12 protein-coding genes are annotated in these 18,376 nt (G+C 70.1%); 2 read left to right on the top strand and 10 right to left on the bottom strand.

Annotated elements, in window-relative coordinates; genetic code table 11:
- Positions 1–114: 114 nt before the first annotated feature.
- The 5 genes from HUA75_RS28550 to HUA75_RS28530 all read right to left on the bottom strand — a co-directional run bounded on the left by HUA75_RS28550 (position 115) and on the right by HUA75_RS28530 (position 8,303).
- Positions 115–1,413 carry a sigma-54-dependent Fis family transcriptional regulator gene (locus tag HUA75_RS28550; protein ID WP_174488150.1) on the bottom strand — a complete coding sequence of 433 codons (1,299 nt, stop codon included), beginning with the start codon at positions 1,411–1,413 and terminating at the stop codon, positions 115–117.
- Positions 1,414–1,459: 46 nt separating this feature from the next.
- Positions 1,460–2,731: an FAD/NAD(P)-binding oxidoreductase gene (locus HUA75_RS28545; RefSeq protein ID WP_174488149.1), complete on the bottom strand. Its 1,272-nt coding sequence runs from the start codon at positions 2,729–2,731 to the stop codon at positions 1,460–1,462.
- Between the two features lie 158 nt (positions 2,732–2,889).
- Positions 2,890–3,465: a hypothetical protein gene (locus tag HUA75_RS28540; RefSeq protein WP_174488148.1), complete on the bottom strand. Its 576-nt coding sequence runs from the start codon at positions 3,463–3,465 to the stop codon at positions 2,890–2,892.
- Positions 3,466–3,629: 164 nt separating this feature from the next.
- On the bottom strand, positions 3,630–6,350 hold the full coding sequence (locus HUA75_RS28535; RefSeq protein ID WP_174488147.1) for an AsmA family protein: 2,721 nt from the start codon (positions 6,348–6,350) through the stop codon (positions 3,630–3,632).
- A 348-nt stretch (positions 6,351–6,698) separates the two neighbouring features.
- A complete protein-coding gene (locus HUA75_RS28530) occupies positions 6,699–8,303 on the bottom strand; it encodes a hypothetical protein (RefSeq protein ID WP_174488146.1) in 1,605 nt (534 codons plus the stop codon).
- A 337-nt stretch (positions 8,304–8,640) separates the two neighbouring features.
- Between HUA75_RS28530 and HUA75_RS28525 the strand changes: the two genes are divergently transcribed.
- Positions 8,641–10,329: a DUF885 domain-containing protein gene (locus HUA75_RS28525; RefSeq protein WP_254627801.1), complete on the top strand. Its 1,689-nt coding sequence runs from the start codon at positions 8,641–8,643 to the stop codon at positions 10,327–10,329.
- Positions 10,330–10,350: 21 nt separating this feature from the next.
- On the opposite strand, the gene HUA75_RS28520 is transcribed toward HUA75_RS28525, so the two are convergent.
- Complete coding sequence (locus tag HUA75_RS28520; protein ID WP_254613991.1) at positions 10,351–10,809, bottom strand: fibril protein; 459 nt, start codon at positions 10,807–10,809, stop codon at positions 10,351–10,353.
- A gap of 348 nt (positions 10,810–11,157) precedes the next feature.
- Here HUA75_RS28520 and HUA75_RS28515 point away from each other — a divergent pair, with 348 nt between their 5' ends.
- Positions 11,158–11,586 carry a hypothetical protein gene (locus HUA75_RS28515; protein WP_174488144.1) on the top strand — a complete coding sequence of 143 codons (429 nt, stop codon included), beginning with the start codon at positions 11,158–11,160 and terminating at the stop codon, positions 11,584–11,586.
- A gap of 12 nt (positions 11,587–11,598) precedes the next feature.
- On the opposite strand, the gene HUA75_RS28510 is transcribed toward HUA75_RS28515, so the two are convergent.
- The 4 genes from HUA75_RS28510 to HUA75_RS28495 form a co-directional block, all read right to left on the bottom strand.
- Complete coding sequence (locus HUA75_RS28510) at positions 11,599–14,175, bottom strand: DUF5916 domain-containing protein (protein ID WP_174488143.1); 2,577 nt, start codon at positions 14,173–14,175, stop codon at positions 11,599–11,601.
- 92 nt (positions 14,176–14,267) lie between these two features.
- Complete coding sequence (locus tag HUA75_RS28505) at positions 14,268–15,437, bottom strand: 4-hydroxy-3-methylbut-2-enyl diphosphate reductase (RefSeq protein ID WP_254627800.1); 1,170 nt, start codon at positions 15,435–15,437, stop codon at positions 14,268–14,270.
- 159 nt (positions 15,438–15,596) lie between these two features.
- Complete coding sequence (locus HUA75_RS28500; protein ID WP_174488142.1) at positions 15,597–17,660, bottom strand: M56 family metallopeptidase; 2,064 nt, start codon at positions 17,658–17,660, stop codon at positions 15,597–15,599.
- Positions 17,657–18,055, bottom strand: a complete 399-nt coding sequence (locus HUA75_RS28495) for a BlaI/MecI/CopY family transcriptional regulator (protein WP_141641690.1) — start codon at positions 18,053–18,055, stop codon at positions 17,657–17,659. The genes HUA75_RS28500 and HUA75_RS28495 overlap by 4 nt, the downstream gene beginning before the upstream one ends.
- Between the last annotated feature and the right edge of the window lie 321 nt (positions 18,056–18,376).

Below are 18,376 nucleotides of genomic sequence, written 5' to 3'. Positions count from 1 at the left end.
CGTGCCAGTGCCCCTTCTCCGAGCAGGACCCGGGCCCATTTCGGAGGGGGCGCCGTCCCTGGGGAAACACCTGAAACACCCTGGTGAAACAGTTGTCGCCCCAGTGGAACAGGTTCAGTGCCCGGCTTCGCCCAGGGCGCGCAGGCGGCGCCACAGTGTCACGCGACTGACACCGAGCAGGCGTGCGGCCTCGGAGCGGTTGCCGCCTGCTCGGGCCAGGGCCGCTCGCACCTTCTGTTCGTCGAGCAGGACACCCGCCGTCGGCGAGAGGGCGACACCGGGGGATGAAGCAGTCCTCCCTTCGGAGAACTCCGGGGGCAGGTCCACCTCGCGCAGCACCGCGCCCTCGCCGATGACGTAGGCGTACTCCATGACGTTGCGCAGCTCGCGCACGTTGCCGGGCCAGGTGTGGGCTTCCAGCAGTCGGCGCGCGCCCGGGGCGATTCGCTCCACGCGCCGCGTCCCGCGCTGGTGCAGCTCGCCCAGGAAGCGCAGGGCGAGCGGGAGGATGTCCCCGCGTCGCTCCCGGAGCGTGGGCAGGAAGATGGGCACCACGCGCAGGCGGTACATCAGGTCCGCGCGGAAGCGGCCCGCCTCCACCTCACGTCGCAGGGCCCGGTGCGTGGCGGCGATGATGCGCACGTCCACCGGCACCGGCGCCCGACCTCCCACGGGGATGACGGTGCGCGTCTCCAGCACGCGCAACATCTTCGCCTGGAGGTCCAGCGGCAGCTCCGCCACTTCGTCCAGGAACAGCGAGCCCCCATGGGCCAGCCGGAAGTGACCCGGACTGTCGCGCACCGCGCCGGTGAAGGCCCCGCGCACGTGGCCGAACAGCTCGCTCTCCAGCAGGTTCGGCGGCAGCGCCGCGCAGTTGATGGCGCGGAAGGGCCCCTTGCCACGCGCGGACAGCGCATGCAGCGCGTGGGCGATGTTCTCCTTGCCCGTGCCGGACTCGCCGCGCACCAGCACGCTCGACTCCGCGCGCGCCACCTTCTCGACGATGCGGAAGACCCGTCGCAGCTCGGCGTCCTGGGTCCACAGGCCGTGGAACACCTCGGCGCCCTCGGCGCTTCGCGCGGTGGGCTCTCGAGTGACGGTGAGCGCCCAGCCCTCCCGCTCCAATGCCACCGCGCGCACTCGCACCGCCTGCGTCTCCGCCCCCGCGCGCAGCCGCGCCGTCGTCTCCCGCCCCGTGGTGAGCACGGTCTCCAGTCGCTCGACGCCGCCCTGCGGGACGAGCACCTCCGAGAGCAAAGTCCCCTCGCGCACCGGGGCGCCGAGCTGCGCCTCCAGCGCGGAGGTCAGGCCCACCACGCGCCGACTCGCGTCCACGAGCAGCACGGCGCCCGCGAGCGCATCGAGCGCGGACAGGGCGAGCTGGGAGGAGCGCGGGGTTCGGGACGTGGGCATCTGTCGCTGCATAGCCCGGTGCGCGGCGGCTCGCACCTGGCCCGGCTCAGGCCCGGCCGCGCATCATCAACTTCCAGTACAACTGGGGCAGGCCGTACTTCTTCATCAGCCACATGTCCCGCCGCTCCTGGAGCGTGTCGATGAGGGGGAAGCTGGGCGTGGGCTTGCCGTCGTAGTCGAACTCGGCGAGCAGCAGCTTGCCGTAGCCCGTGGTGAGGGGACAGGACGCGTAGCCGTCATAACGCGCGGTGGGGACGCGCCCGGCCATGACGGCCCGGAGGTTCTCGACGAGCACGGGTGCCTGCTTGCGGATGGCCGCGCCCGTGCGGCTGGTGGGCAGGTCGGAGGCGTCTCCGAGCGCGAAGACGTTGGGGAAGCCCGGGTGCTGGAGCGTGTGCTTGTCCGCGCGCACCCAGCCGACACACGCGCCGTCGCGCGATGACAGCGGGCTGTTCTTGATGAAGTCCGGCGCGCTCTGGGGCGGGGTGACGTGGAGCAGGTCGTAGCGAAGGGTGACGCGGTTCTTCTGTCCGTCTCGCGTCGTCTCGAAGGTGGCCTCGCGGCGGGCGCCGTCCACGGCGACCAGGTTGTGTTCGAAGTGGGTGTGGATGCCGTAGCGCTTCACCACGTCTTCCAGCACGCGGGCATAGGCCTGCACGCCGAAGATGGTTTTGGCGCCCGAGCCGAACACCACCTCCGAGCGCTCCATCACCCCCGTGCGGCGGAAGTGGTCGGCGGCCAGGTACATGATTTTCTGCGGCGCGCCCGCGCACTTCACGGGTGTGGCCGGGTGGGTGAAGAGGGCGGTGCCTCCATGGAAGCGCTGGAGCATGCGCCACGTCTTGGGGGCGAGCTTCACGTCGTAGTTGCTGCTGACGTGTTCGGTCTCCAGCGCGTCGCGAAGGCCTGCCACCTTGTCCCAGTCGAGCTGGATGCCGGGCGCGACGACGAGGAAGTCGTAGCCCACGCGCAGCCCGCCCCGGGTGCGCACTTCGCGGCGGACGGGGTCGACTTCCTCGGCGGCGTCCTTCAGCCACTTCACGCCCCGGGGGATGAAGTCGGCCTCATCGCGCACGGTGTCCTCGATGCGCGCTTCACCCGCGCCCACCAGCGTCCAGAGCGGCTGGTAGTAGTGCCGCTCGGAGGGCTCCAGAATCGCGACGCCCTTCTGGCCCAGGCGAGCCAGGCGCGCCGCCACGCAGATGCCGGCCGTGCCTCCGCCGATGATGAGGATTCGGTGGCGCTCGCTCACGGGTGCCACGTGGGGCATGGGCGTGGTCGCCGGGTCCGTGCAGCCGCAGTCCTCGCTCGGGTTCATCGCGCGCTCGCTTCCTGTCTGACGTGGGACGTCGACAGGGGGCATTAGCAGGGCGCGTGCCACCATCGTCCCCGAGGGCGACACGGGTGTCGCTCGGGGACGAGAGCCGTTTCACATCGTTTCAGGCCGTTTCATGAAACAGGGCCTGGGGATGTGCCTCAGAGAAGTCCGAGGAGGGTGATGGTCATCGGCCCGGAGATGCTCGTGAGTCCCTCGGGAGAGTCACAGGCGGCGAGGTCGGTCGCGAGCAGGGTGACGGTGCGCACGAAGGTGGCTCCCACGAACTTGCCGGAGAGGACCGTTCCGGTCTGCGTGACGACGATGGCGTTGCCATTGACGGCCGTGGTGGTCTGCGTCTGCCGCACCGTCGAACTCTCACCGGTGTTCCAGGTGAGCAGCGTGGTTCCAGAGCTGATGTCGAGCAGGTCCGTGCAGGAGTAGCCCTTCATGAGGAATGAGACAAACGACGTCGCGGACGTCACGCTGGAGCCCAGCAGGGAGTAGCAATTGCTCGCCTGCCCAGTGGACGTGAAGACGACGTCCTGAGGCTGGGTCCGCAGCGGCGGCGAATACGTGACGTGGGTGGCTCCAACGGGACAGGTGACGAGCGTCAGCAACCGCTGCTCCGCCTGACCCACCTCTTCCGGTACCGCGGGCGACGACTCCGGCGCGCCACACCCCGCGAGCCCCACCGCCACGAGAATGACCCACGACTTCGACGAGAAACCAGACATGAGACCTCCCTTGTTGACAGGGAGCGTCTCCAGGCCCGGCACTTGAGACAACGGACCGGCTTCAGGCCGGGCTCATTGCAAACACTGTCATCGGACCAACGTACAACCAGACAGGCAATCCCGGACGCGAGCCAGGGGAACTCCCTGGCCCGCACGCGACGGGACTACTTGCCGAAGATGCCGCGCAGGCGCTTCTTCGCCTCATCCTCGGCGCGCTTCTTCGCCTCGGCCTCCAGCCGCGACTTCTCCTCGGCGGCCTTGGCCTCCAGTTCCTTTCGTTTGGCCTCGGCGTCGGCGCGCAGCTTCTCCTCGCCGCCTTCGATGACCTGCTGCACCTGCTCGCCGCGCTTGCCGCCAATGAGGTTGCCCGCGAGTGACGAGGCCGCCAGCTTCGCGAGCGTCGTCACCGCCGGCTTCACGTCCACACCCGTCACTTCGGGCTTCCACGCCGGGCCCGTCAGCTTCAGGCCCACGGGGATATCCGAGGGCGGCGTCACCTTGCCCAGGGTCAGCGTCTTCACCGTCGACGGCGTCAGCGCCACCGAGCCGATGAGGTCCAGCGTGCCGTCCAGCTTGATGCCACCGTCGAAGCTCATCGCGGCTTCCGGCCGCGTCCAGGTGATGGGCTTGGACAGCTGCGCGACGCCGTTCTTGATTTGAACGCCGAAGGGCAGGTTCTCACTCAGCGACGTCACCTCGCCGCTCTTGAGCGCCTTGGAGGCGAAGGGCAGGGCCTTGGCGAGCGGCTCGGAGACGGAGGCCACCAGGTCCTTGCCCAGCAGCGTGCCGCCCAGGATGTTGCCGCTGATGCCGCCCAGCAGCGTCTCCTTGAGCTTCTCCGGCGTGTAGCCGATGCCCTTCACGTCCACGTTCCCGTTGAACGTCCCCGTCATCACCTTCTGCGGCGTGGCCTGGGCCAGCGCCTGCGCCACCTGCACGCCGTCCACCTTCACCTTCGCCTCGAAGGGCCGCTGCGCGGCGGCGGGGCCCAGACGAATCGTCGTCCCGTCCGCCGCCACCTTGCCGCCGAAGACACCCGAGGAGAACTTCTCCACGGAGATGAGGTCGTCCGTCATCTTGATGACGCCCGTCACGTTGCTCAGGTCCATCTCGCTGTAGCGCAGCGCTCCCACCGCGAAGCGGATGTCACCCCGGTAGCCGTTGAAGCGCGCCGGGTCCTCGGGAGGAAGCTCCGCTGACTCCGGCGCCGGCACCGTGCCGCCGTTGCGCGCCGCCAGCTCCTTCTCGTCGAACAGCAGCGCGTCCGCGTCCAGCTTGTTCGCCTTCACATCCGCGGAGAACGTCGTCGTCTGCTTCTTGCCCTGACCCGCGAGCGCGAAGGACGCGCTGCCCGTCACCGTGTCCTCCAGGACGTGCGCGGTCATCTTCGGCACCTCCACCTTCATGCCGACGCCGCCCTTGCCGGGCGCGTAGGTGCCGGCCACGGCGAAGTCCATCCGCTGGCCGGGCGACTTGTCCACCAGCAGGCCGGGCCGCAGGTCCACGCCAGACAGGTCCGCGTTCGCGTCGAACTTCAGCGCACCGCCGCTGGCCGCCGCACCCGCCAGGCGCGCGGTGAGCTTCATGGCGCCGCCCGCGTTCTTCGTGAGCTGCGCCGGCACGCGCAGGCGCACTGGCGTCAGGTCCACGTCCACGTTGATGGCCTGCGCGTCCTGCGTGCCACTGCCGCGCACCTCCAGGCCGATGGGGCCGGCAATCATGCCGTTCAACTGCTTCTTCAGCGGCGGGTAGTACTCGGCGAGCACGGCGGGGTCCAGGTTGCGGCCCACCAGCTCGAAGCCCTGCACCGACGGCTTCTCCGACAGCAGGCCCTTCACCTGGCCCTTGCCGGTGATGTTCGCGGGGCCCAGGTCCAGCTTCAGCTTGTCGAGCGACAGGTCGCCGGTGGCGATGTCACCCGCGACGTCCGTGTCGAGCACCACGTCCAGCGCCTTGCCACCCTCGGAGCCCGCGAAGCGCAGGCCCAGCGCGGAGATGACACCCACGAGCCGCGTGGGGCCCTTGCCCCCGGGCACCGCGCCGCCCAGCTCCGCCTTCCAGTCCGCGTCCACCGTGCCAGCCTGGAGGCCCACGTCGGGAGGCAGGAAGGGACCCAGCGGAGACAGGTCGATTTTCTGCGCCTTGAGCGTCACGCGCTCCGGCGTGGGAATCAGCGTGGGCGGCAGCGGCGCGGCGTGCAGCGACAGCTGGAGGTTCTGCTTGTCCGCGAGCACCGCGGCGGCCAGGTCCACCACCAGCGGCTTGCCGGCGCGCAGGTCCTTCACCTCGATGTCCAAATCCTTCACCGCCAGCTCCCGCGCGGCCTGTCCCCCCGAGCGGTCCACGAAGCGGATGGTGCCGTCGGTGAGCGCGGCGCGCTCGACATGGACGCCGGAGAGGTCCGTGGGCTGCGACTCGTCCTCGGGCGGCTTCTCTTCTTCCTTCGGGCTCTGCTCTTCCAACCGCTGCAGCAGGCGCTGCACGTTGGTGGTGCCGTCGGCCAGCCGCACCACGTTGACGGTGAGGCCGGACAGCTCGGCGTTCTTCACCTGGATGTCCTTGCCACGCGAGGACAACAGGGGGCCGGCCGCGACGCTGATGTCCAGCGAGGCCATCTGCGCGAGCGGCAGCTCCTCACCCTCGGCGGCGCCGATGGAGACGTTCTCCACCTCCACGCCCACGGTGGGGAAGAGCTGGGTGGAGATGTCCCCGATTTCAATCGGGCGACCCAGCTTCTGCGAATACGTGGCGGCCTGCTCGCGCGCTGTCTTCAGCAGGATGGCGTCGAGCCGCCAGAGGACCCCGAGCACGACGACGACGAGGAGCGCGAAGACTCCTCCGAGCACGTAGGGCCAGCGGCGCTTCTTCTTCACGACGTCAGACATTGCTTGGTACCTCCTCCAGCGAGCGGGCCCCGGGGCTCGGCCCGGCGCGGGGCCAGGACCGCGGTGAGACGCTTAGCCCAGCCAGGACCTTGCCGCACGCGTCAGGCGCAAGAACCCCCCTGCATGCGGCGGAAGACCTCATCGCATCCCGGGACGGGCGAGGGGCGTGGAAATGCACGCGACCCGCGCGGTGGGGTCGTCCGGCCGTCCCAGGGGCGAGAAACGGAGGCGCCAGCCGGCCCTCTGGCGCCTCCAGCCACCCGACACGCTCCATGTGCGCACGGAGCAGGCGAGAGGGAAGGGGCTTTCACCTCCGTGGTCGCTATCAACCCCCGGAAAACGCGCGGCTCAGGGGCCGCTCGGAGAGGGAGCGGCGGAGGTATTCCCGGGTGGGCTCGTGGGTTTCACGGAGGGATTCACCGCGGGCTCCCACTTCACGGGGCCCAGGGGCACGGTCTTCTCGGGCTTGGGGTCGGCCCACGCGGGGGCGGCATGCGTGTAGCGCAGCGCTCCGCCCCGCGTGTCGATGGCCAGGGGCGCTTCGGTGACGGGACCCAGCACCTGGCCGGTGCCCAGGTCCATCAGCCATCCCATGTAGAGCACTCGCTCTCCCGCCCTCTCCTGGAAGTCTCCACTGGCCTCGCCGACCAGACGCTTCTCGCCGGTGTCCGCGTTCCACAGCCACAGTCGAGGCCTCCTACGCTCTCCGCCGTCTCCCGTGGGGTCCTCCCGCAGCAGCGCATGGGAACCCTGGGCATGAACCCAGGTGCTGGCGGGGATGGGAGGGGGCACGAGCGTGTGGCGCTCCATGTCCAGGATGAAGACGGCGTAGGTGCGCTCGGTGTCCTTGCTGGTGAGGACGAAGGTGGGCAGCAGTCGAGGACGCTCTTCGTTGGAGGACCTCCTCACCGGTGCGTACGGCGACACCTCGCGCTCCAGGGACAGGTGCAGCTCGGGGCCGTGCAGCTCCAGCGTCGTCCCCAACGGGTCCCTCGTCTTGCAGCCGACGACGAGCAGTCTACGGGGCTCGTCCACGGCGTACAGCCGGGCCCGGCAGCTCTCGGGCACCCACGTCTGCTGGTTGCCCCGCGCGTCCTCGAAGGCGATGGCGCCATGCGGCAGGGTGCGAAGCAGGCCATCACCCAGCGGCTGGAGGATGTCCCTGCCCTCGATGAGCGTGCCGCCGTCCACGCGCAGGAAGCGGCGCACGGGACTGTCGCCCTTCCGCTCGCCCTGGGAGGCGGAGCTGACCGGTCCCCGGCATCGCGCCGGAGCGAGGGACGTCTGTTGATGAGGCCAGGTCAGCGTGCCGTCCTCGTCGGTGTCCTGCGCCACCACGTCGAAGACGGCCCAGAGTCCGTTCTCATGCAGCCTCGCCTGTCCGAGCAACCCCGGGCCCGCGTCCAGCACGCGCTCCTCGCCACGCGCGACGTCCCGCAGCACCGCGACCTTCTTCCCAGCCTCGGTCTTCAGATAGAGCAGGCGCTGGCCGTCGCGCGAGAAGCTGGCGCGCACGGGCGGCTGGGACGCGTTCGTGCCCACGTCGTCGGCGGTCCAGGGCGCGAGCACCTGCTCCGTGCCCGTCACGGTGTCGAGGAGTCGGAGCGCGCCCTCGCGCACCAGGACGATGTGTCGTGCCAGGGAGTCCACGGCGAGCACGTCGTCGACGGCGAGGCCCGCTCCAGGCTCCCGGAACAGATACAGCCGAGCCTCGTCGCCGCCGAGATCTCCATGGCTGCCCACCCTGACCGCGATGGTTCCATCCTTGTTGGTGTCCTCGCGCGCCTGACACGCGAGCAGCCACCGGCCATCGGGCGCGGCGGCCTGGAGGAGGAAGGGGTGCGGAGTTCCGTACTCCGCTGGAGGAGGTGGGGTGCTCGGGAGGTGCCCACGCGAGGCACACGCACTGGACAGCCACACCAGGGACCACAGGACACAGGCGCGCGGAGTCATGTCGTCCCAGCCTGCGTCACGTCGTCATCGGTGAGCAAGCAGGCGTTGTGCGCGTGTCATGAGCGTCCGACTCAGGACGGACCCACGGGGGCATTCGCGCAACGGTGAGTCAGCGCACGTCAAGGGTGTCCTCCGGGGCGACCCGACGGGTTGAGCGCACGACGGCGTCTTGCGAGCGCGCTTGTTTCCGCCTACCCCTTGCCCACACGAGTGCCGAGACTTCGGCCCGTCATCCTTGAAGAGAGCCCTCATGCGCATTCGTGTCGCAGTCATTTTGCTGGCCAGTCTCTCCGCGTGCGCGTCGCGCTCGAAGGACGGGTCGGAGTCCTCCTCCTCCTTGCCAACGCCCTCTCGCGCCGCCACCGCTTCCTACTCGCACTTCATCCGCGAGTATCTGGACTGGTTCTCCGCGGCCAACCCCGTGCGCGCGACGCGGCTGGGTTTCCACGCGCACGACGCGCACCTGCAGGACGTCTCCAAGGAAGCGCTGCAACGCAAGGCGGAGGCGCTGCGGGGCTGGCTCACCCGACTGGAGCAGGTGAACTGCTCCGCGCTCTCCGGTGACGACGCCGTCGACGGCGTGGTGCTGCAGAACGCCATTCGCGCGGAGCTGCTGGAGCTGGAGGAGGAGCGCATCTGGGAGAAGAACCCCGGCGCCTACGTGGGCCTCGTCTCCGGGGGGCTGTCGAGTTTGTCCTCGCGCGACTTCGCGCCGCTGAACGAGCGGATGCGGGACATGCGCTCTCGCATGGCGCGCATCCCTCACGTCCTGGAGGCGGCGAAGGAGAACCTGACGGGTGTGCCCCGGCTGTGGGCGGAGCAGGCCATCCGCGACGCGCGCGGCACGCAGGTGTACCTGCGCGTGGACCTGCCGCGCGCCCTGGAGGCGCAGGGCCTGGACAAGGTGCCTCCGGCGGAGCGCGAGGCCTTCCACGCCGCGCGCGCGGACGCCCTGCGGCAGATGGAGGGCTTCACCGAGTGGCTGGAGGAGGAGCTGCTGCCCCAGGCCAACGGCGACTTCCGGCTGGGCCGCGAGCTGTTCGAGAAGAAGCTGGCGCTGGAGGAGCACATCTCGCTGAGCGCGGACCAGCTGCGCGACATCAACGAGCGGGCCATCCGTGAGTACAAGGCGTGGGTGGCGCGCGAGACGGCGAAGGTGGACCCGTCGAAGACGCCGGAGCAGGTGATGGCGGTCCTGGTGAAGGACCACCCCACCTCCGAGGAGCTGATTCCCCTGGCGCGCACCCAGCTGGTGGAGCTGCAGCGCTTCGTGCGCGAGAAGGACATCCTCACGCTGCCCTCGGACGCGCTGCCGTCCGTGCGCGAGACGCCGCCGTACGAGCGGCTGGGCTTCGCGTCCATGGACACGCCGGGCCCCTTCGAGAGCAAGGCCAAGGAGGCGTACTACAACATCACCAACGTGGAGGCGGAGTGGTCCACCGAGGAGAAGTCGCAGCACCTGACGTACTTCAACCGCGCGGGCCTGTTGGGCATCACCGTGCATGAGGCCATGCCGGGCCACTTCGTGCAGCTGCTCTACGGGGCCAAGATTCCCACGGACGTGCGCAAGGTCTTCACCCCCGCCTCCGTGGTGGAGGGCTGGGCCCACTACGCCGAGCAGATGATGGTGGACGAGGGCCTGGGCCAGGGTGACCCGTCGGTGCGCCTGGGCCAGCTGCGGCGCGCGCTCCAGCGGCACGCGCGGTGGTACGCGGCGCTGGCGCTGCACGTGTACAACGAGCCGGTGGACGCGGTGGCGAAGCGCTACGCGGAGATTGCGTACTTCGAGCCCTTCCCCGCGATGCGCGAGGTGGAGCGCGGCACGTCCAACCCCACGTACCTGTACTACGCGGCCGGCCGCATGCAGATTCTGAAGCTGCGCGAGGACTACCGGAAGCACCTGGAGGCGAGCGGGAAGAAGTTCGTCCTGAAGGACTTCCACGACCGCTTCCTGCAACTGGGCCTGCCCGTGTCGCTCGCGCGCAAGGTGCTCATCCCCAACGATGAGTCACCGTCGCTGGAGTGAGCACCCCGCTCGCGCGCCTGGCTACAGCTCGATGACGTCCGACGGAGTCGTCGGCGTCTCGCGGGAGGTCAAGCCCTCGATGGTGAAGCCCCGGGGCGCGCGGATGGCGGCCCCGTGGTTCGGGTCGATGAACAGGCGCACGGGGAGCTCCAGCCCCTCGTAGCCCACCTCGAACACCTCCAGCCCCGCGTACTCGAGCGAGGGCGTGGGGCCGGTGTCACAACACGGGCCCAGCCGCTTCCACGCCACGCGCTGACCCTGGGGGCCGCGCAGCAGCTCGAAGAAGGCCATGACGCCCGGGTTGCCCCAGCCCACGCGCACCGGGTCCTCCGCGCGGTAGCCGTAGGTGCCGCCCTCCTCCTGGAGGCCCACCACCGGAGGCGCCTCCTCGCGGGGGGCCCTCACCACGGCCGGATTCGACGAGGCACACGCCGACAGTGCCATCAGCAGCCCGAGACAGGCGATTCGAAGCGAAACCATTGCACCCTCCTCCTCCACGCCACCCGCGGCGAAACTGGGACCTGCCTTTCTCGCGTGCACGCACTCGTCTGCCCGAGTCGTTCGCCAGCCGACGCTCCCAAGCCCTCGCGGCGGGCCCCCGCCTGCCCGTGCCTCTAGGACCGCCGTGCGCGCGTCTTTTCAGTACCGCGCATTTGCGCGGCGCGACCCTCCGAAGCGCCGTCCCGCGCGCCCGGGCTTTTCGCCCCGCGACACCGGCTCCCGGCTGGAATTGACAGCCCGGGGTGGCACGCCGAGCGTGGGTGCGTGCGCCTGTCTCCACGCCCATGTCGCGCCAGGTGGCCTCGGCTCTCGGGGCCGGGACGCCGTGTGCTCGTGTGGGGGCTGGCGGCGGGGCTCGTGGGCCTGTCCGCGTGCCAGACGCGCAAGAAGGAGACCTGTGCCTCCGTGCAGGCCCTGGTGCTGGAGGAGCTGCGCGTGACGGATGGCTTTCGAGACAGGCAGCACGACTCCCACTCGCTGGCCTTGAACGCGAGCCAGCTCGAGGAGCTGTCCTCGCGGGTGAAGTCCCTGGAGGTTCGTGACGCCGAGCTGCGCGAGGCCGTGCGGCGCTACGGCGCGGACCTGGATGTCCTCGCGCGCGCCTATGCGCACCATGCTCGTGCGCGTGCGCGGCCGGCGCTGGAGCCCGCCGAGTCGGATGACGGGCACGTGGGGCCCGGCCTCTCGCTGGCCACGCATGAGGGCGTGGTGAACGAGGCGCGCTCCGCCGTCTCGCGCCTGTGCGCCCTGCCGTGAGGCCCCGTCACCTCACGCGCCCCAGTAGTAGCTCCATTTGAGCATCACCGCGTCGTTGGCCGGACCCGCCAGCAACTGTCGCGGACGCAGCGTCGCGGAGGGCCGCTCACCTTCGGGCTCCGGCAGCCCCTGCTGCGAGCGTGAGTAGATGAGGAAGAGCGTGGAGCCCAGTTGGTACTCCCACCGCGCGACGACATTCACGTTCAGCGCGGTGTCGTAGAAGCTGCTGTCGTCGTCGTGCGCGACGGCGGTCAGCGAGTCGAGCCGGATGCGCGACCGCCGCGCGTCGGACGTCGCCGTGAAGAAGGGGCCGTAGGTGCCGTGCGCGGTGAAGAGCTGCGCGTAACCCTGCAAGGTGAGCCGGGGCGTCAGCACCCACTGCTGTCTCAGCGTGAGCGACAGGAAGCGCGAGTCCAGCGAGCCCAGCAGGAAGCGGCCATCGTCCAGCGTCTCCACGTAGCGCGGCCCATGGTCCGTCTTGTCGTTGCCCACGGAGAGCTCCGTCTGGAGCGACGGGTGCGGCCTCGCGGACAAGGTGACCTCCCCGCCCCAGTCCCAGGCCGGAGCGCTCGGTCCGCCCTGGAAGCGGTGGCCGAGCGCGACGTACCCCTCCACCGACACCTTGCGGTTGGGGTTCGTCTCGCCGCTGAGGCTCACGAACATCCGGTCCGGTCGCTCCAGCGGGATGCCTGTGTTCGCCAGCTCCCGCACGTCGTAGCCGTTGAGGTCCAGGCCCGTCTCCACGCTCAGCGTGTCGAAGCTGGGCAGGGTGGCGCTCGCGTAGAGGTTGAACCAGGTGACCCGGTGCTCGCTCCGGTCATCCGCCGTCCACTTTCCACCGGCGTGGGCATTGGCGAACAGCGCCTTGAACGGGCCCAGGCCATTGGGCCGCGCGTAGCGCAGCGAGGCTCGGGGGGCCACCTCGTTCTGCGAGCGCTGGAACCCCGTGGCCACCAGCGACAGCTTCGGCGTGGCGACATCCACGCCGACCTCCGGACGCAGGCCCTCGCCACCGAAGCGTCCCGCGCGCAGGTAGCCGCCCACGCCCGAGTCCCCGGTTTGCAACCGGGTGCCATCCGCGAGCACGCGCTCCGGCGGGCCGCCATCCACGCGTGAGGCCACCATCATCCCGTACACGCCCCAGGTGCTGTCCGCCGTCTTCAGGTCGAAGTCGAGCGCGCCCGCGAGCCCGCCGCGTCCCCGACACGACGCCGGTTGCTGTGAGTCCTCCAGGGCCGCGTCCTCGGCGGTGCAGGTGCCCGACAGCGGGTTGGCCATGGCCACCGCGCCGCCCACGCGCGAGCCCGCGCCCACCTTCCCTCGTGCCACCGCCACCAGGTAGTGCGTCGTCGCGGAGGGCTCGTCCGGCAGCTCCAGCCCCGCGCCCAGGTGCAGCGGCCTGCGCCAGTCGAAGCGCAGGTTCCGGTCCGGGCTCGCCTCGTCGCGCGCCTGCCAGGGGCCGGTGACGAGCGCGTCCAGCACGCCCACCTGCACGCCGCCCACCGAGCCCGTCACCTTCGCCGCGCCGAGCAGCGGCGTGTCCAGGCCGATGCGCCGCGAATAGAAGAGCGCCAGCGGCGCGCCGCCCACGTCCATGCCCACCGGCTGGAACAGCTCCATGCCCTGCGTGAAGAAGGGGCGCCGCTCCGGGAAGTACGCCTCGAAGGTGCTCAGGTTGAGCAGCAGCTCATCCGCCTCCACCTCGCCGAAGTCCGGATTGAACGTCGCCGCCAGCGCGAGCTGGCTGGTGAGCGCGGCGCGCACGTCCAGGCCCACGTCCATGGACGGGCTGAGCAGACGCGGCGCGGGCCGTGACGCGTCCGAGAACTGGGGCCGCGCCAGGCCCCGTGCCGCCAGGTACGGCATCAGCTCCCACCGCCCGCGCGGTTGGAGATTCTCCAGGCCCGTCAGGTGTCCCAGCCGCGACACGTTGGCGTTGTGGTTGCGCGGGTTGTCCACCGACTCCAGCTCCTCGTTCTTGCGCGCGATGTCCCGCCGCACCGAGAAGCCCCACGTCTGCACCGGCGCCTCCGGGAAGCGCAGCAGCGAGAGGGGAATGGCGAACTCCGCCACCCAGCCGTCCTCCACGCCGTCCGAGGCGCCCGCCCAGATGCCGCTCCAGTCCTCCGTGTAGTAGCGGTCGTCGTAGTAGAGCCCATCGCTCTGCACGCCGCCGGCGGTGACGGAGAAGCTGTACGCCGTGCGGTGGTCATGCGTCGGGTCGACGAGGACGTGAATCGTGTCCGAGTAAGGCGCGCTGTCCCGCCGCCCCAACCGCCGGTCGATGCGCGAAGGCTCCGAGTCGCGCGCCACCACGCCCACGTACAGCATGTCTCCGTCGTAGAGGATGCGCAGCTCCGTCTTCTCCGACGGCGTCCGGCCCGCCGCCGGATAGCGCTCCACGAAGCCGTCGAACACCGGCGCGCGCGCCCAGTCGTCCTCGTTCAGCTTCCCGTCCACCTGAATCGAGCCCGTGGCCCGCGCCGCCTGGAGAAACTGCTCCTTCCCCGGCCCCTCCACCGCCGCGCTCGTCGCCAGACTCCACAGCGACACTCCGAGCGCGATGGCCCCTCTGATACCGGATGACATGACCCATTTCCCTCGTGTCCGCGAAGCGGGGACACCGGGCTCCCTCGGTAAAGAACGTGAGTAGGCGGAGTTTCCTGAATGGCCCTGGAGTGCTACTTGCCGCTCGCGCCGCCCTTGCCGCCACGAGACATGGAACGCATGAACGTCTCGTCGATTCCATGGATGCGCAGGCGCACCAGCTCGTCCGGGGTGATGTTCTTGTAGCCCGCGTCGCGCAGCTTCTTCACGAAGTCGGACGTCACGCCGTGGATGCGGAAGGAGACCAGTTCTTCCTGCGTGATTTCCTTGAAGCCCAGCTCTCGCATCTCCTTCACGAAGGGCATGGTGACGCCGTGGATGCGCATGGCGACGAAGTCGTCCGAGTCCAAATCCTTGAAGCCCAGCTCACGCATCTCCTTCACGAAGGGCGTGGAGACGCCGTGGATGCGCATGGCGACCAGCTCGTCGGCGTCCAGGTCCTTGAAGCCCAGGCCGCGCATCTCCCGGGCGAACTCGGTGGTGATGCCGTGGATGCGGAAGGCGACGATTTTCTCGGCGTCCAGGCCGCCGTAGCCCATGGCGCGCACGTCGCGGATGTACTCCGCGGTGACGCCGTGGATGGACATGGCGAGCAGGTCCTCCCAGGACAGCTTGGGGAAGCCCGCCGAGCCCAGGTCCTTCACGCGCTGGGACGTGACGCCGTGGATGCGGCCCTGCACCAGCTGCTCCAGCGTCAGCTTCTCGTACCCCAGCTTCGCCAGCTCGCGGACGTACTCGGGTGACACGTTGAAGATGCCCACCGTGAGCAGCTGCTCCAGCGGGATGTCCTTGTAGCCCATGGCCCCCAGCTCCTTCACCCGCTGGGTGGTGACGTTCGTCGCCGCGAGCTGGAACTGTTGAAGCTCGGTGAGCTTCGGGTAGCCGAGCGCGGCCATGGACTTCGCGTAGGTATCGCTCGGTGCGAAGCGGTAGTGGCCCGCGCCGTCTCCGGCCTGGAAGGTGCCGGTGAAGGTGAAGACGCCGGCCTCGCGGGAGAGCGTGAAGGTGGCCGGGCCGTCCGCCGTGGGCAGGCCCTGGAAGGCCGCGCGGGGCTCGGAGAAGCCCATCTGCCCGTTGCCGCCGTCCTCGTCGTCGGGGTGGATGAGGCTGATGTGGAAGTTCTCCGCGGACTTCTCCCGGGAGGAGGACGTCCAGGTGCCTCGCAGCTCCTTCGCGGCGGAGGCGGTGGTGGCCACCAGCAACAGGGCACAGCAGGTCAACAGCGACGACACGCGACGCATCATGGTGAGGCTCCTTCGGTTCTGGACGGAGCCCTGCCGTCCGGCGCGAGCCCGTGTGGGCGCGTCCGTGGGGAAGGGCGTGAGAGGGGAGGGGTGTCACGGGGCCGGGGAGCGAGCGCTGCTCCCCGGCCACTCGGTGACAGGTGTTTCGGTGTAACGGTGTTACTTGGAGTCGCGCAGGCGCCGGATGAAGTCGGCGTCCACGCCGCCGGCGCGCAGGCGCACCAGCTCATCGGGGGAGAGGTTCTTCAGGCCCGCGGCGTTCAGCTCGCGCAGGAAGTCCGGGGTGATGCCCAGGGCGCGCAGCTCGGTGAGCTCGTCCGGGTCCTTCGTCTCCACGCCGGCCGAGCGCATCTGCTCCATCCACTCCGGCGTGACACCCACCGCGCGCAGCTCCTGGAGGTCATTCACGGAGAGCTTGGGCAGGCCCATCTTGCCCAGCGCGGCGATGTACGCCGGGTCCACGCCCACCGCGCGCAGCTCGGAGATGTCCTCCAGCGACATGCCGGAGTAGCCCGCGGCCTTCAGTCCGCGCACGTACTCCGGGTCCACTCCCACCGCGCGCGCCTCCACCACGTCGTCCGGGTTCTTCGTGTCGAAGCCCGCGTCCCTGAGCGCCGCCACGTACTCCGGAGTGATACCCAGGGCGCGCAGCTCCACCAGCGCGTTGGCTTCCAGCTTGCGGCCGAAGCTCGCGGTCATCTGCTTCATGTACTCGGAGGTGACGCCCATGTGGCCCATCTCGACGAGGTTGGCGACGGTGGGCTCGTAGCCCATCGACTCCAGCTCCCGCACCCGCTCCGGCGTCACGCCCGCCGTCTTCAGCGCCACCAACTGGTCGACGGAGAGCGACTGACCGGCGCCCACCTTCGTGCGCTCGTCGAGGTCCGAGTCCTCGTCGTCCTGGCGCGTGGACACCTTCACGTTGGGCGCAGCGGCCAGCTTCATCGGGAGGGCCACCTTGACATCGCCGGGCGGCCTCGGCGCCGTGGGAAGGCGGGGGAGGGCGCGCGGGCTCGGCGACGCGGCGGGCTCGGGAGCCTCGGGCGGCGCGGGGACGGCGGCGTTCGCGACGCCCGGCTTGGACACGTCGGAGGTGGGGGCCTGGCCCAGCACCAGCGACGTCAGGGGCGCGGCCACCGCGAGGCTGCTGATGAGCGTCAGCACCGACGCCCCTGCGACCCAGCGGGAGGAGCAGCGCGGCGCGGGCGGAGAGACCAGGCGACGCACGCGCTCGGGCAGCGAGCCGCCCAGCGCGGACATCGCGTGGCTCGGCTCCGACGAGGGCAGCACCCGCAGGGACTCCAGCGCGGTGAGGGCCCGAGCGTAGGAGACGGAGTTGCCGCTGGCGCTCACCGCCACGTCGTCGCAGCAGTGCTCGCGCTCCACGCGGATGACGTTGGACATCCACCGCACGGCCGGGTGGTAGAAGAAGAGCGTCTCCACCACCACCTGCGCCAGGTTCACCGCGAAGTCATGCCGGCGGATGTGGGCCAGCTCATGCGCCAGCACCATCTCCAACTGACGGGTGGGCAGTCCGGAGAGCGCGGACACTGGCAGCAGCACCACCGGAGACAGCCAGCCCACCGTCGAGGGCACGTCCACCTCGGTCGTCTGGAGCAGCCGCACCGCGCGCGAAAGGCCCAGGCGACGCGACAGCGTGTCGAGCCGCTCCTGCCACTCGTGGGGCGCGGGCAGGGCACGGCGCGCGAGCCGGCGCAACTGCACCCACTCCGCCGTCAGCCGTCCGGAGCTCAGGCCCACGCCCGCCACCCACGCGAGCACCACCCAGCGCAACAGGTCCGCCAGGGACGCGCGCACCCGCTCCACCACCAGCGTCAGCAGGCTCGCGGGCTCCATGCGGGTCCAGTCGGAAGTCGCGGCCCGCGCGGGCTCGCGCTCGGAGACCCCGGTGCGAGCGGAGCGGTCCCACCGCGCCATGGCCCGGGTCCGCGCAGCGACGAGCGCCTCCTGGCGGAGGTCCCGCGTGGACACGGCGTGCTCGGCCGCCCGCGTGGCGCGCGCTTGCGTCGCGTGCCGCCACCCCGTGGCCACTGGCAGCACCACGGTCAGCACCAGCGCGCCACACGCCAGCGCATACCGCGCGTTGGCCGCGCGCCGGCCCACCGTCATCAGCGCGACGCCCAACCCCAGCGCCACCAGCGTGCCCTGCCAGAGCGAGTGCACCAGCGCCCATCCCATCGACTCCATCACCAGGCTGCTCATTCGTCCGCTCCTTCCATGGAATCGAGCAGCTGGCGCAACTGGGCCAGCTCCTCCGGGCTCGTCTTGCGCGAGGACAACGCCTGCATGGCCAGCCGGGCCGGAGAGCCGCCGAAGGCGCGCTCCACCAGGTCCGTCACCAGCTGCCGCTGCGTGCGCTGCTCCGTCGCATGGGCCCGGTACACGTGCGCGCGCTGGGACTCGTCGCGCGCCACCAGGCCCTTGTCCGTCATGATTTGCATCAGCTTCAGCACCGTCGTGTAGCCCGTGGCCTCCGCCGGCTCTCGCCGGTGAAGCGCCTCGTGCACCTCTCGCACCGTGCTGTCACCGCGCTCCCACAGCACCCTCAGGATGGCCAGCTCGCCATCCGTGGGGCGCGGCAGCTTCGACTCGCTCATGGCTTCCTCGCATCCAGCATCCACGAACTCATCATACGAATGGGTTCGTAGATGTCAACGAAGGTCTTCGTAGATGCTCCCCGTGACGTCGGATTCGCTCGGGAAGTGCGGGCCAGTCCTCAGCCTGGGAACGAGAGGCCTCACTTCCGTGCCTGCCTGCTCCCGGGATTTTCCCAGGAGGAGAAGTCATCGCCTTTTCGAGTCGGAAGCGTCGTTCCCACCGAGGGGAACGCGAGTTCCACGCAAGGGGCCCTCGCGTCGCGCCTGCTCGGCCTCCAGGGAGGTGGGTTCGTCGGCGTGGAGGCGACCTGACACGTCCCT

Source organism: Myxococcus sp. CA040A, from assembly GCF_013336725.1.
In the GTDB taxonomy this organism is placed as follows: domain Bacteria; phylum Myxococcota; class Myxococcia; order Myxococcales; family Myxococcaceae; genus Myxococcus; species Myxococcus llanfairpwllgwyngyllgogerychwyrndrobwllllantysiliogogogochensis.
This window is presented reverse-complemented; position numbering and strand designations above follow the sequence as displayed.

What these genes read in the sequence shown, in the direction of transcription:
- HUA75_RS28550 (WP_174488150.1), bottom strand. Translation starts at nt 1,413, where the DNA reads ATGCCCACGTCCCGAACCCCGCGCTCCTCCCAGCTCGCCCTGTCCGCG.
- HUA75_RS28545 (WP_174488149.1), bottom strand. Translation starts at nt 2,731, where the DNA reads ATGAACCCGAGCGAGGACTGCGGCTGCACGGACCCGGCGACCACGCCC.
- HUA75_RS28540 (WP_174488148.1), bottom strand. Translation starts at nt 3,465, where the DNA reads ATGTCTGGTTTCTCGTCGAAGTCGTGGGTCATTCTCGTGGCGGTGGGG.
- HUA75_RS28535 (WP_174488147.1), bottom strand. Translation starts at nt 6,350, where the DNA reads ATGTCTGACGTCGTGAAGAAGAAGCGCCGCTGGCCCTACGTGCTCGGA.
- HUA75_RS28530 (WP_174488146.1), bottom strand. Translation starts at nt 8,303, where the DNA reads ATGACTCCGCGCGCCTGTGTCCTGTGGTCCCTGGTGTGGCTGTCCAGT.
- HUA75_RS28520 (WP_254613991.1), bottom strand. Translation starts at nt 10,809, where the DNA reads ATGGTTTCGCTTCGAATCGCCTGTCTCGGGCTGCTGATGGCACTGTCG.
- HUA75_RS28510 (WP_174488143.1), bottom strand. Translation starts at nt 14,175, where the DNA reads ATGTCATCCGGTATCAGAGGGGCCATCGCGCTCGGAGTGTCGCTGTGG.
- HUA75_RS28505 (WP_254627800.1), bottom strand. Translation starts at nt 15,437, where the DNA reads ATGATGCGTCGCGTGTCGTCGCTGTTGACCTGCTGTGCCCTGTTGCTG.
- HUA75_RS28500 (WP_174488142.1), bottom strand. Translation starts at nt 17,660, where the DNA reads ATGAGCAGCCTGGTGATGGAGTCGATGGGATGGGCGCTGGTGCACTCG.
- HUA75_RS28495 (WP_141641690.1), bottom strand. Translation starts at nt 18,055, where the DNA reads ATGAGCGAGTCGAAGCTGCCGCGCCCCACGGATGGCGAGCTGGCCATC.